We start from the raw sequence: 14903 nt of genomic DNA on the forward strand, positions 1-14903 counted from the left end.
CCAGGGAAGACGGAACGAAGGTACACCTGGAAATCGAAATTCTGATCCTGTCCACACTTGGGCCAGTGGTTTATCGGATTGGCCTTGACACGTTGCCGCTGGCGACGGCGATGGCGCTACTCAGGTAGAACGTACGGACCGTCGTAGTCGTCCGGCACCGTGCTCACATCCACAATCTGTCGCAACCTTGGGAACCCGAAAGCCGCTCGCGTGTCGTCAATCATCTCTACAGTCACGTCCTCCGGATTCTCGCACAGGCGAATGCATTTCAGCCCGCTACCAGGCTCAATGAAAACTGTCGCAGACGACGGTATCTTCGCCTCGTCGAACGGCACATCGGCAACAGAAAACAGCCAGTCGACCTGTACTGCATCAGCGTTTACTATCTGCTGATTGGCCGCCAAGTCAACAGCCTGGATACGCTCATCAAGTTCAAACCAATATTCACCTATAGCGAAATCCACAAAGCCCGCTTTTATGCTGACTATTTCGGCTGCCCGCGACAGCGACTCAATCAAGGTAAGATAAGACGCTATCTTCTGCTGCTCGGGCGGAACCGATCCATCGGCGAGCTGGGAGATGGCGACCTCAAAGCGCGAGGTAGCGTCTTCGTCCCATATGGGAGCGTTGCCATATCGATCCGAACGCTGTTTGCTGACTATCCCTGTCCATGCCGTGAAACCATAGCCCTCGGGCACGGAGTAGAAATTCCAGTTCCCTCGGTAATCTTTGTCATCCTCCAGGGCTAGCGCCGCTGCCACCCCTTCTTCATCCACGCTGCACAGTGGATGATCACCGGAATCGCCGTTCAGCTCCCAGGGCCGGATCCAACCAACCGAGGAAAGGACTGTGAGGAACGAGGAAATCTGACGCACACCTGCATAGAAATTTCCTGGCGCACCCTTAACTTCAATACGGACCCTCATCTGTCCTCCTGATTCAATCTAGAAGCCGTCACAAATCGGGCACATGGTCCGAAAATCATCCTACCCTAACGCTACTGCCCGAATTTTTCAGGGCGAATCGGGGTGAACTCGGGGAATCTCCTCTTGAAGTCGTCCAGTGACACGAAATCAATCTTCCGAAGTATCTCTGACGGAATATCTGAACGCACACCAAGTATCCTTCTCGCCAGGGCCGGTGTGTCCGTTCGGTTAAAGACGACGGCATAGCGATTATCCGTTCCGACCCCGAATTGGAAGCCCTTAGACTGCAGTGCTTCTACCTGCTTCGCAACACTCTCGATCAAGCTCTTGACCTGCGTAGGCAAGGATTTGACGTTCGGATTCTTCGCAACAGACTTGAGCGCACCTTCAAGCGCTTCCGCATATCCCATCTTGGCATCGCCATAGATTCGCTGCTTGCCCGAGTATCCTGCAACGTCGAATTTGACGACACCTTTATTGGCGATCTTTTCAGGTACGCCATCCACTTTGAAAGCGTATTCGGCCGGGACTCTGCTGGTCCATTCTTGAAACATCGCCCAGAAGCGTTTTCCGCCTGTGTTCTTGTTGGTGATCCCTTCGCCCGCTTTGCCCCATTGTGAACCGCCCGAGGTTTCTTGCCGCATCCTTGTGAGTTGGAAGGATGCAGAGTATGCCGAGGAAGATCGACGAGAAGGTCAAGGAGCGGTGTATCCGGCAGGTGCTTGAGCATCTGGCGGAGTACCCGTCGGTGACGGCCGCAGCGGAGGCGGTCGCTCGCCGTGAGGGGGTGGGTAAGGAATCGGTGCGCCGGTGGGTCGTGCAGGCCCAGATCGACGGCGGCCACCGCCACGGTACGACCAGCGAGGAGCTCGCGGAGATCCGAGAGCTCAAGGCCAAGGTCCGCCGGATGGAGGAGGACAACGAGATCCTACGGCGGGCGTCGATTTTCTTCGCGGGGGAGCTCGACCCCCGCAATCGATGATCGTCGCGTTCACCGATGAGCTGCGGGCCGAGGGCTGTGCGGTCGAGTCGATCTGCCGGGTCCTGCGTGAGCAGGGCTGTCAGGTCGCCGCACGGACCTACCGCCTGTGGGCGCAGGCCGGTCGCCGTGTCTCTGATCGGACCGTGCAGGATGCGGTGGTCACCGACCAGGTTCGTGAGCTGGCCTGGATCGTCGATCACGCGGGGGTGCGCCGGATGACACCGGAAGGGCTCTACGGGCGGCGGAAGGTGACCGCTCTGGTCCGGCGCCACATCCCGGGCGCTTCGCCGGGATCGGTGGATAGGGCTATGCAATCGCTTAACCTGCAAGGGGTTCGGCGTGGCAAAGCCATCAGGACCACGATCGGATCCAAGGACGGCCGGCGGGCCGGGGATCTGCTCGACCGTGACTTCACCGCCCCGGCGCCGAACCGGACCTGGGTGATGGACTTCACCTACGTCCGTACCTGGGTGGGGTTCGTCTACGTCGCGGTCATCGTCGAGGTCTTCGCCCGGGGGATCGTCGCGTGGAACGTCGCGGCGACCAAAGCGGTCGAGTTGGTCGACGTCCCGCTGCGGATGGCGCTGTGGCACGGCGGCCGCGAAGGGCGCCCTGTGGTCCGCGGTGAGCTGATCGGACACGACGATGCCGGGGCGCCGACGGCAAGCCCAACCTTATCCCCCGGGGTCGCAATACACCTCGGTCGCCTTCACCGACCACCTCGCCGACGCGGGAATCCGGCCGTCCATCGGGACCGTTGCCGATGCATACGATAATGCGTTGATGGAGTGCGTGATCGGCCTCTACAAGACCGAGTGCATCTGCACCACGGTCTTCCACGACGGTCCCTACCGCACGATCGCTGACGTCGAGTACGGCACCGCCGGCTGGGCCGACTCGTACAACAACAGGCGGCTGCACAGCAGCCCCCTTGCATGATGCCCCCAGGGGAGTACGAGAACACACACTACGCGGCCCTGACCCGAGAGCCGCGCCCCGAATAGGAGCGACACGAAACCTCGGGCGGTTCAGCTACCACATGAGAGATCGGGGCTAAGCTGGTTCCCCATCTGTCATGTAGGTGCCCACTGTGGATGTCGCGACATTCAGTAAGCTTGTATGAGGTTCGGTGTCGCAAGCTTGGTGAAGGAGACGCCACCACCTAGGAACGGCGTCTTGATTTGCGTTTCGTGTAGGAAAAGGTACATCAGACGGTCCTCGGTTAGCATCTGTTCTGCCCACCAGAGTTCTGCAAGCTGCATTTCATACGGCAGTGGCTCACCAATCGATATTTCAACTGACACGCCTTCGCGCAGGTGCCGAGTAAGGGCACCCCCACGATACTGGCGAAAGTCGTATTGTCCGCCGGTGGACCCGAGCATTAGTCGCGAAACCGTGGTTTGAACCTGCGCGACGAGCGCTTCTACAGGTCCATCAACAGTAAGATAGCCATTAGATATCAGCAACACTCCTGTCTCTGTTGCCAAACACCACGGACCAAGCCCTGCTGCTGACCGTAGCGGGTCTTCCACGGTAGTTTCGTCTGCAAACTCAAGCTCACCACCGAAGGTCGGATCATCCGGAGCTCCATCGCGCCATCGAAGGTGCAAAAATTCGCCGTTCAACTCGCCTCCTCGCGATAGATCATGCGCCTTCCACTCCTACTCGGCAGCTCTACCTAATCTTTATGCCAGCGTAGTCCGAAACGCCTGGTAGCGGACCTATGTCTACGAGTGACTCCCAATCGCCGAACGATGGCTGCTTGAATATCAGTCTCTCCAGCGGGAAGCCGCGATCCCAGCGACATTGAGGGGAACGCGTGGAATCTTTACGTTCCCTAAAGTTCGATGATCCGTCCTCAAGAAAAGTCCAGGTAAGCTGGCTATCCGAGTGCGTATGCATCGTCTTTGTATCGGCAGCGGCGTAGTCGTTCTGGCGATACGAGAAGAGGAAAATTTCCCCTTCTCCACATGGCGAGAAAGAGAAGTTCTCCAAAGGGCTTCCGCCGTCGTTCAATATCTCGACAGTGAAGACGTTGCTATTCCAGTCGGGATGCCTGCTGGAGAACGTGACGGTGAAGAGGGGCTGATCTTTTCGCAAAACGGGTGCGGTGGCCACCGCCTGCACACGTCCAGGCGGACCCACCGTCTCAAAGAATCTACGCGCGTACTCCTCGGTATGAGGCTCCACCACCTCCTCGAATCGGTTATTCCACCTCAATCCGTACTCATAATTAATGACCGATCGATTCACCGATCGCGGGTGCCCCAACTGCAAGTAGTCCACTACCTACCCTCCTGCTTGTTGCGCTCAATCCAAGGGCGCGAATATCAATTGCATCGCGCGCCTCAGGGCGCATGGGCGCACCCATCTCAACTTCATTATACACTCGCCCCATCGGGTCTGCGATATAGATGTCGCGCTTCGCGGCAAAAGCTGCCTGCTCGGCGGTTATTCCCTTTTGTGGCTGGATGAGTAGGATTCGGGTTCCGTCCAGTTGCTGTCCAACTATGTCACGATTCTGGCTGGTGGGGACGTCTTTCACGGTAGCGCCTGCGGGATACTTGTCATCGAATTCTTTAATATACCCCATGATCTGTCCCGGGTTGCCCAGCGCAACGGTGTGCTTCTGAGATACAGTGGCAATGTCTTGCCCGAAGTGATCTACGATTCGATGGAAACCTTCGCCTCGTTTGACATCGTTTATGTAGACTTGCGAGTTAAGACCCTTCTCCCTGAAAGATGGTTCCACGACTTTTTCGAATCGCGTACCCGCATGCATGTTCAGGGTCCCGTTCGCCGAGAATCTTTCAGCGGTGGTGGCGCTGAAAAAGTTCTCGGCATTCCAGGTTGCGGGGTTGAACGGGTCTCCGCCGACGTGCGTTCCGTCGGCGAGGAAGCTACGGATCTCGCCGTTGATCGTACGTAAGCGTGGGTCGATGGGTGATCCAGGTACCAGTGGCGAGCCGTCAGCAGGCGCGTACCGCGAGTGCTCGGTCCGTCGATGGCCCTGCCGACGCCATCCGCGTCAGGCGTCAGGGTGAACGCCTTGTCACCAGTGGTGGACGCGTCCGCGGTCTTCGCTGCGTCCCCGCTCGCCCTCTCCGCTGCGGGCATGTGGTGATTGCCTCGTCCCCGGTGGTGGGTGTGTCGATAGTCTTCGCCGCGTCGGTGGTGATCTCTTCGCGGGTCGCGGCTGTCGTCGGGGTGATCTTCGGAGTGTCAGAGGTTTTCGCGGTTGCGGCTACTGCTTCGGCTGCTGCGGCGCGGCGGTCATCTCCGGGGGTTGTCGTGAAGGCAGGCTTGTCGGGTTTGGGGGTGGTGGAGGCTTCTGCTGCTGCGGCGCGGGTGGGTTCAGAGGTTTCGGAGAGGGGGTTGATGGTTGGTGTCTTGGCTGTGGTCGTCCGTGTTGCGGTGGCGGGACGCGGTGCGGTGGTGAACCGCCCCGGGTAGTCCGGAGACTCCGAATGTTGGAAGGTTGGAGTCATGGCAGGGAGCACATCGAATCGGTATCCGGCTGAGTTGAAGGCGCGGGCGGTGCGGATGGTCGCGGAGCGGCCGGAGGATGAGACGGAGTACGCGGCGATGCAGCGGGTCGCTGCGCTGCTGGGGGTGACCTCGGCGGAGTCGGTCCGCAAGTGGTTCCGGAAGGCGCAGGTCGATGCGGGTGAACGTACCGGGGTCACGTCGGCGGAGTCGGAGGAGATCAAACGGTTGAAGCGGGAGAATGCCGAGCTCAAACGGGCTAACGCGATTTTGAAGGCGGCGTCGGCCTTCTTCGCGGCCGAGTTCGACCGGCCACACGGCTGATCGTGGACTTCATCCGCACGCATGCCGGCCGGCGTGAGGCGGGTGGTCTGCGGTGGGGTGTCGAACCGATCTGCACGGCGCTCACTGAGCATGGTGTGTCGATCGCCCCGTCCACGTACTACGAGAACGTCGATCGCCCTGCCAGCAGCTCGGAGTATCGGGAGGCCTTGCTGGCAAACATGATCCGCGATGCGCATGCGGCGAACTATTCGGTGTTCGGGGCGCGGAAGATGTGGATCGTGCTGAACCGGATGGGTATCGCGGTGGCCCGCTGCACGGTCGAGCGGCTGATGCGCGAGGCCGCCTGACAGGCGCGGTGCGGGGCAAGGTCAAACGCACCACGATCGCCGGCCGTCGCGCCGACCGGTACCCGGACCTGGTCCACCGTGGTTTCGCACCGACCCGGCCGAACCAGCTGTGGGTCGCGGACATGACGTACGTGTCGACGTGGGCCGGATGGGCATACGTCGCCTTCGTGACCGACGCTTATGCCCGCCGGATCATCGGGTGGGCCGTCGGATCAACGATGACCACCGAGCTGGTGCTCGCCGCGTTCGATCACGCGGTCTGGACCCGCCGCCGAGACGGGGATGATCTGGAAGGGGTGATTCACCACACCGACGCCGGAGCTCAATACACCGCGGCCCGCTTCGCCGAAGGGCTCGTCGGTGCAGGCATCGTCGGTCCCATTGGCAGCGTCGGTGATTCGTACGACAATGCACTCGCTAAGACGATCAACGGTCTGTACAAGACCGAACTGATCAAACCCCGCAAGCCCTGGAAGAGCGTCGAACAGGTCGAGTACAGCACCGCCGAATGGGTCGACTGGTTCAACCACCGCCGACCCTACGAGTACTGCGGCGACATCCCACCCGCCGAGTTGGAAGCCGTGTACTACGCTGCCAAGACACCCCACCATCAGGTGCCGGTGACTGTTTGAGTCAGTCTCCGGACACACCGGGGCGGTTCACTTCGTCCTGAGCCTCGGTCGACACACGCGCGTACCCGAAACGGCGGCCGGCGGTCGTAGCGGAAGGCGTCACCAAGGTGTCCATGCGTCAGTTGTATCGGAACCCTCCGACAAGTCGGGTTCTGAGACAGCTTGAGGGGCACGGGTTCTGGGACAGGTTTGTGCGACAGCAGTACGCCCAGTCCGAGCGCCGCGGCGAGTTCGTGCCGCAAACAGTCGTTTGCGGAGAATGCCGCTTTAAGGAAGTAAGGGGCTAATCCGTGGCGGGAAAGTTCGCGACTGAGATGACGTCAGTCGCGGAGTCGACATGCGCCCGCCCGTGATCGTCGATTGTTACGTCGGGCCATTCAATCCCAACGAACCCCTCAACGGCCTCGCCGATTATTCCCACGACGGTAAGGTTGCGCCAATCGCCGAACTTCGCACGCTCTCTCCAGAGGATGCTTGTGTCAAGACCGGAATGTACATTGCCCCAGTCTGTTTCTGTTCCCGGGACAATTGTGGCGAACTCAAATGTTCCATCCTCGCTGAAACCCCATTTGTAGGTGCGGTCCGCGTAGGAGTTAGGCGTGTATAGGCTGGAGTCAGCGTATTCGTGGCGGGTGTAGCCAAAAAGGAACATTCGCTCTTTGTCGATGTTGCGGTAGGAATATGATTGAACTTCAGATCCGGAATTGTTTAACACGAGGACTTGCGTTCCGCTCAGCGAGGCACGCACAACGAACATAGGCTGCTCCTTGCGTTCGAAGAAGCCAGTCTTGCCTACCACGGCGGACAGTGAGAAATCGCGCTCTGTCGATTCGAATAAGCTGCTAGCTTCATCCGCAGGAATCGGGTCAACTCCTTCGTAATACCAGGAGTTCCAGAGCTCGCAGTATCTAACCTCAAGATGCATCGTTCAGGTTCGCCTTCCTGGGCGGCGTATCACGGGCGGGCAATATTAAGTGCGGCGACATACTCTGGACGGAGGGCGAGTGGCATCATGCCGTTAGTGTACACCGTTCCGGTTACGTCTACCACGTGCACATTTCTCTTTGCGGCATATTTAAGTAGTTCTGTCGGGATGCCTGACTGCTGCGGTGGAAGTAGTAAGATCTGATCGCCGTCTAGTTCACCGCGAAGGCCACGCGCCTTGGAGGTGGGGACCTGGGCAATTCCGGTTCCGGCAGAGTACTTCGAAGTTAGCTCGTCGACATAAGACCTAAACTTACCGGGAGTTTCAGCCACTTGAGTAAGTTTTGCTGACGCGCGAAATTCGCCAGGCTTATAATAGTCTAGCCGGAGGTTTCCGCCGTTCGGGCCATATTTGTCAAGGTATATCTGACTGTGGATGCCGCGGTCCTTGTAAAGCTACCGAGCACTCTTTCGAAGCGATTCCCCGCTTCCCGAATACGAGTGCTCGGAGTTGCCTCCCACGTTTCGCGGCTGAAGAATCGCATCGGCTCCCAGGTGCGGGGGTCTGTCAAATTGAAGAGGCTGTTTGCTGGAATTGTCCCGTCTGCGTTGAACGCGCGTGGATTTCCGTCGGCGGCAGTGTACCCAGCTTCAGCAGCATTCTGCCCGACGCGAGAAGGGGAGGCTGCGTCTGCGGCTTCGCCGACCTGCCTCGCTTCGGTTGCAGCGTCGGTGCCCGCCGGCTTCGCCGCCGTCTGTGTCAATTCAAGCGTACCTTGCGTGGCGGCGGGCGGCGCGCCCTTTCCAACGCCGACTCCTGCTGCCGTGGGGTGTTCGGGGCCGGGTACGGGTGTCTCGAGGTCTGCTGCCTTGGCTGCGGTGATAGCGGCGTTCTCGGCGGCAGGTTTGGTGGTGAAGGGTTTGTAGCTGGAGCCGGGGTGGGGCTCTGTCGGCACCGAGGCGGTGACGGAGTCGGGGCGTGGTTCGGCCGGCACCGGTGCAGTGGGGTCGGGGCGTGGTTGTGTCGGGACTGCGGGGGCGGCGGGTTTGTCGGGGTGGGGGGTGGTGGCTGCTTCTGGAGTTGGGTGTGCGTTGACCGGTGGGGTGGCGGCGTTCGGGGCAGTTGCGCTGCCTGTGTTGGTGGTGCTGGGGGTGGGTGCGTTGTCTGCGGTGTCGAGTACCTCGCCGAGCGGTGGGGTGGGGATGGCGGGTCCGTCACCGCGGCGCAGGAGGGTGTTGGTGAGGCTGGAGACGCCGGCTCGAACCGATGATCCGGTGACTGCGCGTGCGTGGTCGGCCATTTCGAGGCCGTGGGCAACGGTGGAGCCGAAGCGGCCGGCGCGTCCGAGTTTGCCGAGCCAGCCGACGACGGGGACGTAGCCGATGGCGGCGACCGTGGCGGCGCCTGCGGATGCTGCTGATCCTTCTTCGGTGAACTGGTTGGCGTTGGTGCCGGTCCAGAAGGTGCTCTGGTTGTGGACGATGCTGTTACCGGCCTTGTCTTGGCCGACGAGGCCGGCGAGGCTGTCGCCGACGGCTGACCAGGCTTTACCGGCGGCGTCTGATCCCTTTGTGCCTAGGAGGGTTCCTGCGCCGTCGACCATGTCGGCGACGCCGGTGCCGACGGTCTTGCCGTACCGGCCGAACCAGGTCAGGCCGTCGGCGAGGCGCCCGTCGGCGCCGACCGGAACGAAGGTGCCGTCGGCGTTGCGGCCGAGGATGTCTCCGTTGGGTCGGACTTCGATTTCGACCCTCCCGTCCGGGGTCTGCATGAAACCGTACTGGTAGGAGCCGCCGTAGTTCTTGACTTCAGAGAGGAGGATTCCGTCGCGGCTGTAGGTACTGGTGACGCTGTGCCCGGTGTCGCGCGAGATCTTTGTTTCGGTTCGGGCGCCGGTGAGTGGATTCTCGTTGGTGGTGGTGACGAAGTCGCGGTCACGCACGTGCCGGCCTTGGCCGTCGACCCACCAGCCGTTACCGGCACTGTCGAGTTGCCCGGTGACCTTGTCGACCGGCGAGGTCGAATCCCGCTCGGACAGGGTGATGTTGCCTTGACCGTCGACCCGGGTGATGCTCAGCTTTCCCGGGCCGTAGCCACCGTTGCCGGTGAGCGTGGTGATGATCTTCCCGCCGTCGGCGGTCGGAGTGATCGTCTTGGTGAAGTCGGCACTGACCTTGCTCACCGATGACGGTGCGCCAGAGGTGGAAACACCCGGCGCGAAGGTGTTCACCGCAACGTCGCCGTTAAGGCCGGGTTTGACCGCATATGTCGAGCGTCCCAGGCTGTCGGTGTTCCACCGCTGCCACCCACCACGCCCGTCAGAGACCACACGACTGTAGGTGTACCCGCGCCCGTCAAAGATCTTCTGATCCACGGTCCGGTTGCCGTTGCCGTACGGGATGGTGTTTTCCACCGTCAGCCCGTTGCCGAGCTCGGTGGTCCAGGTATCGCCCTCTCGGTGGCCCTGCGTCCCCGCTGGCATCCCGCCGGGGTCGGGGTTGGGTAGCAATTCGACATGGGTATCGCGCCCAGAGTCGGTGGTAGCGGTACGGATTACCTCGCCGGATGGAGTGAGCGTGGTGACCTTGTACACGTTTCCGATCTCACCGGTGGTGATGATCCCCGACACGGAGCCATTGGCTTCCTCTACACGGGTTCGCTGCTGCGGATCGCCGTTATCAATCACTCCGCGGTTTCCGGCCGAGTCTTTCCACGACGAGGAGGCTGGCCGACCGTCAGGACTGACAGCGGTTGCGCCGTCGATGCGGGCGCCGTCGAAGGTCTGGGTGATCGTGTCGATACCGTCTGGTGTTCGCGTCGACTGTGTACGGCTAGTCGCACCGTCACCGCGGACAAGATACGTGTCGACCTGCTTGCCGGGGTCACCGATCGACACCGAACTGAGCCCGTTGTCCTGCGGCGTCCCCGGCGCAGGTTCTTTAACTTTCACCTGCGCGCCCCCGGCCTGCAGTTGCGGCACGATTAGCCCTGCCACTGGGCTCTGAGCGAGGCCAGGGGCCAGTTCCACCGACACCGGCGGACCGGTGGGGGTGTCTTTGACGACCTTGCCGCTCGCGTCGATCCTGTAGCCGAGTGCCTCCAGCATCGCGGTGTTCATCACCCCGGACTGCAGGAGCCGCGTCAGTTCCGCGGACTTGTCGTCGGTCGCTGCGATACCGGTACCGGGGCTGGGGTTGGCGGCCGCATTTGCGTCATTGTTCACAGCCGAGTCATCCCGGAAGCTACTAGCGACATCTGTGACAGCACCTACGTAGGCGTCCGACTGCTTGTCATCGTCTTGCCCGGATTCGGAGTCCGGCTTCGGCGGCGCCACCGGGACTGCCGGGGCCGGGTTGGGCCGGTACGGCTGAGGATCCACCTTTGCAGTGCCACCACTGCTCCCGCCGGCGGAAGGAATGTACGGCTCGGCTTGGGCCTGCGGGGTCGTCGTCGTGCCCCCGCTGCTGCCCTGCGGCCGCTCGTAGGGGGCGTTGACGGCGTTCGGCGTCACCGGCTGCGAGAACCCATCCGACTGCGTCGTCGGCCCACCCCCATCGCCACCTCCACCGGTAACCCCGGCGATCTGCGAACCACTCGGGGGCTTGACCAACGCGCCACCACGCGGCGCATCCGCCACCAGCGGGTACAGCGCTCCCTTGTTTGGGGCGATGTGTTGGGTGATCGTCGACGTGGAATCGTCGACACGCTCGATGGAGTACCAGGTGGGTTGGTCGCGTCCGAGGGCGTCTTTCGCCCACGGGGCTTTGACCGTTCGCACGACCTGTCCGGTGCCGGTGTTGATCAGGACGACGGAGCCGTCGGCGCGTTCGATGAGTTCCTCACCTGGGCCGGTTGCGACGTTGGTGGTGAAGTTGCCGGGGCTGTCGGGGGTGGCGAGGATGTACCAGGCTTTGGGTTCTCCGCCTTCGAGGTCGGGGAGGGTGAAGGTGACGTATCCGCCGTTGTCGGCGTGGATGTCCACATCGGGGGTGGTGACTTGCACTTCGCCGGTGTTGGCGACCGTCTGGCTGGCTTCGAGGTTTTTCAGGGTGAGCGTGTCGAGGGCGGAGGTGAGTGTTTCTTTCGCGCCTTCGCGGGCGAGTTCGCCGGGTTTGGTCGCCCATTCCACCAGTCCGTAAGCCCAGCCGACGAAGGGCACGGCTGCGGGTGCGTGGGTGGCTGCTGAGCCGGCGGCGGCGATGGGGTCGGCCAGGATTTGTTCGGGTGTCGCTGAGGCTACGGCGCGACCGGCACCTGCGGCGGGGCTGGTGACGTTCGACAGCAGCCCCGTCCAGGCGCGGACGGGGTCGCCGCCGACGCCGATGAGTGCGGCATTGCCGGCGATGGTGTTGCCGAAGCGGTCAACGGCGCCGCCGACGAACCGGCCGGGCACCGACACCACCTGCCCCACTGCGCCGCCGTCGGAATGGGCAGTGTCCTGGTCGGTGTTCCACCGCCGCCCGGGCTTGGCTTTGGCTGGCTTGCGCTGCTCCGCGAGACCCGGCAGGGCCTGGTGTGGGCACGCAACGCGGGTCTCGACGCCGCCACGTCGTCGGTGATCGCCCGCATCGACGCGGACACCGTCTCGCTCCGGGGTAGGCACGGCGCCTGCTCGCGCCCGTCGTCGTCCCGATCGTGTACCGGGCGGCGCAGGCCGGCCGGAACCAGCTCGACGCCGCGAAGGCCTCGCGCCTCGGCGTGCCCGTCGACGAGGTCGCGGCGTTCGCCGGGTACGGCGGCGGGCTCTCGGCCCGCGTCGCCACGGCCCGCCGATCGCTGGATCAGCTCGCGGCGACGCATCCGGATGCGGAGACCAAGTCCTTCACCACCGCGGTCGCCCAGCGCCTCGACGACCTCGCCACCGCGATCACCGCGTCCGAATCGATGCCGCCCGCGCGCCGGCGCCCGGCGCACCAGGCGATCGCCCGCGAGCTGGACGGCATCGATGCGGACCTCCTCAACCGCCTCGGCGTGAGCTCGTAGCTCCGAGCTGGGTGTCTAGGCGTGCGGCTCGGCCTCCTCGAGGACGGGAAGCAGAAGCTCGAGCCGTTCAATGGTCAGGGCGGCGTCGCGGCTCACGCCGTCGAGCCGTCGGGCGGACAGACCGAGCCGGAAGGTGGATCCCTCGGCCAGCCGAACACTCGTCGGAAGCATCTCGATGAGCACCTCGGTCGCCTCGGACGGGAGCGGCTCAGGATCCACGTGCGTCAGCTGCACCGACTCGTAGGAGCCGTCGGCGTAGGTACGGCAGTTCTCTGGATCGATGGCCCTGTGGGATAGGCGCAGACGCCCTTCGGTGAGCTGCTCGACCTCCCCGCCGGCGTGGGACACGCTCAGTCGCGCATTGAGGTCGGCGTCGTCGCAGCCCTGCGCGGTGAGGACGACCCGCAGGACCGGCGCGCCCTGGACGTCACCGTCGACGTGGCCGAGGGGAACAACGAGATCCTCGCCCCAGAGATGTGTACCCGACGCCGTCGCCGTGTCCATGGAGACCGGGACCGGCGACGGCGTCACGTCGACGGGCCACCCGGTGTCGGAGGCCCGGACGGGCACCGTGAGGCCTTCCGCCGAGAGGACCGTGGGCGACGCCGGGATGTCACGTCCCGTGGTCCGGTACCAGGCGTCCGCACCGATCCGCCAGAACACCACGTTGTCCTCCGCGGCGGGGTCCGCGCCCTCGTCCAGGAGCCAGAAGCGGAACCAGTCGACGACCTCGGTGGGATCTTCGGGATAGTGGTGGCCCCAGGGCCCGAGAACGAGCCGCTTAGGGCCGCGTGCGGCGTCGAAACCGCGGAGCGTGCCGCGTGAGTAGTAGTCGTAGAGGCCGCCGATGAACAGGATCGGTACCTCGATCTGGTCGAAGTACGTGATCGGCGAGCGCTCCCGAAACGCCGGCCCGTCCACGTGCAGCCCCTGGGCGGTGCCGTAGTAGAAGGTCAGCGCCGCAGCGACGGAACGCTCCGGTTGGGGCGTCTGCAAGAAGGTCAGCGCTCCCCAGTTCGAATGCGTGGGAATGCCCCCGCGGTGGGTCCAATCACGGAAGAAGTCGATGGGTGCGACGGCCGGCGCGATGCAGCGCAGCCCCTTGGGCTGGCGAGCTGCGATCAGGAACTGAATTCCACCGGGATACGAGCCACCACCCAGCCCGACCCGTCCCGTGCACCAGGGCTGTTCCGCGATCCATTCGACGACTTCAGCGCCGTCGGACACTTCCGCCGGGGACAGCGGCCCCGGAAAGACGCCGTCCGAGTCGCCGGTGCCGCGAATGTCAACCACGACCGCGTCGATGCCGCGCTTGTTCAACGCTTCGACGGGCAGCATTTCGGGGCTCAGATTGCTCTTCAGATACGGCGTGAACATCACCACGACGGGCGCGGGCTGCCCTTCCTTGGCCGGGAAATGGTCCGCGCTCAATGTGATGCCGTCGGACAGCGGTATACGGATCGCCTTAGCGGCGTTCTGGAGCTGGACTAGAGCGTTCATATCAGACTTCCCTCTCTGGTGTGAGTTGTCACGCCCGGGTGAATGCCCCGGCGATAGGCGGGCCACAGTGAACCCACCGTGAAGAATTCTTCTCGTCCCCGGCGACTTCCGGAGTCGAGTCAGAACGTCCACGAGAACTTTGGGGAACCGAAAACGTGAACATCGGCCGAACGGAGGGCGGTGAAAGCCGGTCCGTGCGGTCGTATGACTCAAATTGGGTCGTCGCCTTGGAAGATGAAGCCGCGCAAGGTGTGCGCGAGATCCTCACGATTCGTAGCGTAGCGCCTCCGTCGAGACTTCGCAGAAACACCTGCTCGCGGTGCGGGCTTCGAGAGCAGCCCCGACCGGGATCCGGCCCACGTCATCCAGTGGCATCGGCGGCAGCGAGCCTGAGGAGTTCGACCAACGTATCTCGATCCCCGGGCGACAACGGCGCGAGCAACTGACGACCGGCGGCGTGCGCGCCGGGGGTGGCGTCACGCAGGACCTCGCGTCCGTGTGGAGTGATCGAGAGGAGCCGACGCCGACCATCGTCGTGATCACCCGCGACCTCGACAAGCTCCCTCTCCAACAAGCGATTTCGCATCGTGGTGAGAGTCGCCTTATCGAGAGCCGCCCAATCCGCGAGGGTGGCGTGATCGGTGGGACCCGCCCCGTCGAGGAGTGCCAGGACCGTGTACTGCGGTGGGGTCAGCACGTCGCCCACGTTCTCTCTCCACAGGCGGGTGTGCCGCTGATACAGCCGCCTCGCGAGAGGACCGGCGCCGTCGAGTACGTCTTCAGCAGTCACCTGGCCATTGTCCCATCGACGGGTTGACGATAGTTTGTACACCAACT

The 14903-nt window shown here is 62.9% G+C and carries 9 protein-coding genes and 3 pseudogenes; 4 read left to right on the top strand and 8 right to left on the bottom strand.

Features of this window, described 5'->3' with window-relative positions:
- Positions 1-116: 116 nt before the first annotated feature.
- Both FK529_RS02425 and FK529_RS02430 read right to left on the bottom strand, forming a co-directional pair.
- The gene (locus FK529_RS02425; RefSeq protein WP_146559213.1) at positions 117-926 is read right to left on the bottom strand and encodes a hypothetical protein; all 810 of its coding nucleotides are present in this window, start codon (positions 924-926) and stop codon (positions 117-119) included.
- 71 nt (positions 927-997) lie between these two features.
- Positions 998-1570 carry a hypothetical protein gene (locus tag FK529_RS02430; RefSeq protein ID WP_146559214.1) on the bottom strand — a complete coding sequence of 191 codons (573 nt, stop codon included), beginning with the start codon at positions 1568-1570 and terminating at the stop codon, positions 998-1000.
- A 26-nt stretch (positions 1571-1596) separates the two neighbouring features.
- Here FK529_RS02430 and FK529_RS02435 point away from each other — a divergent pair.
- Positions 1597-2912, top strand: a pseudogene (locus tag FK529_RS02435) (IS3 family transposase).
- Between the two features lie 102 nt (positions 2913-3014).
- Here FK529_RS02435 and FK529_RS02440 read toward each other — a convergent pair.
- From FK529_RS02440 to FK529_RS02450, 3 genes are read right to left on the bottom strand one after another with little or no spacing between them, the layout of a single operon-like run.
- Positions 3015-3533: a hypothetical protein gene (locus FK529_RS02440; protein WP_146559216.1), complete on the bottom strand. Its 519-nt coding sequence runs from the start codon at positions 3531-3533 to the stop codon at positions 3015-3017.
- Positions 3534-3582: 49 nt separating this feature from the next.
- Entirely contained in the window at positions 3583-4194 is a 612-nt protein-coding gene (locus tag FK529_RS02445) for a hypothetical protein (protein WP_158635024.1), read from the bottom strand.
- Positions 4142-4690 (bottom strand): hypothetical protein, encoded by a 549-nt coding sequence (locus FK529_RS02450; protein ID WP_146559220.1) that lies wholly within the window; start codon positions 4688-4690, stop codon positions 4142-4144. The genes FK529_RS02445 and FK529_RS02450 overlap by 53 nt, the downstream gene beginning before the upstream one ends.
- Before the next feature lie 704 nt (positions 4691-5394).
- Here FK529_RS02450 and FK529_RS02455 point away from each other — a divergent pair.
- A pseudogene (locus tag FK529_RS02455) lies at positions 5395-6658 on the top strand (IS3 family transposase).
- Between the two features lie 283 nt (positions 6659-6941).
- Here the strand turns inward: FK529_RS02455 and FK529_RS02460 are convergent.
- Entirely contained in the window at positions 6942-7583 is a 642-nt protein-coding gene (locus tag FK529_RS02460; RefSeq protein ID WP_146559222.1) for a hypothetical protein, read from the bottom strand.
- 4426 nt (positions 7584-12009) lie between these two features.
- On the opposite strand from FK529_RS02460, the pseudogene FK529_RS20745 reads away from it, so the two are divergent.
- Together FK529_RS20745 and FK529_RS02470 are read left to right on the top strand one after the other, a co-directional pair.
- Positions 12010-12126: pseudogene (locus FK529_RS20745) on the top strand (hypothetical protein); the annotation flags it as partial.
- A 92-nt stretch (positions 12127-12218) separates the two neighbouring features.
- A complete protein-coding gene (locus tag FK529_RS02470) occupies positions 12219-12566 on the top strand; it encodes a DUF6474 family protein (RefSeq protein WP_193559652.1) in 348 nt (115 codons plus the stop codon).
- A 15-nt stretch (positions 12567-12581) separates the two neighbouring features.
- On the opposite strand, the gene FK529_RS02475 is transcribed toward FK529_RS02470, so the two are convergent.
- Together FK529_RS02475 and FK529_RS02480 are read right to left on the bottom strand one after the other, a co-directional pair.
- Complete coding sequence (locus FK529_RS02475; RefSeq protein ID WP_146559226.1) at positions 12582-14066, bottom strand: CocE/NonD family hydrolase; 1485 nt, start codon at positions 14064-14066, stop codon at positions 12582-12584.
- 361 nt (positions 14067-14427) lie between these two features.
- Positions 14428-14856 (bottom strand): MarR family winged helix-turn-helix transcriptional regulator, encoded by a 429-nt coding sequence (locus FK529_RS02480; RefSeq protein WP_158635025.1) that lies wholly within the window; start codon positions 14854-14856, stop codon positions 14428-14430.
- Positions 14857-14903: the final 47 nt, after the last annotated feature.

The organism is Tsukamurella asaccharolytica, from assembly GCF_007858435.1.
Lineage (GTDB): Bacteria > Actinomycetota > Actinomycetes > Mycobacteriales > Mycobacteriaceae > Tsukamurella > Tsukamurella asaccharolytica.

Excerpts from the sequence above, each read along its gene's own strand:
- FK529_RS02425 (WP_146559213.1), bottom strand. The coding sequence starts at position 926 with ATGAGGGTCCGTATTGAAGTTAAGGGTGCGCCAGGAAATTTCTATGCA.
- FK529_RS02430 (WP_146559214.1), bottom strand. The coding sequence starts at position 1,570 with ATGCGGCAAGAAACCTCGGGCGGTTCACAATGGGGCAAAGCGGGCGAA.
- FK529_RS02450 (WP_146559220.1), bottom strand. The coding sequence starts at position 4,690 with ATGCATGCGGGTACGCGATTCGAAAAAGTCGTGGAACCATCTTTCAGG.
- FK529_RS02460 (WP_146559222.1), bottom strand. The coding sequence starts at position 7,583 with ATGCATCTTGAGGTTAGATACTGCGAGCTCTGGAACTCCTGGTATTAC.
- FK529_RS02475 (WP_146559226.1), bottom strand. The coding sequence starts at position 14,066 with ATGAACGCTCTAGTCCAGCTCCAGAACGCCGCTAAGGCGATCCGTATA.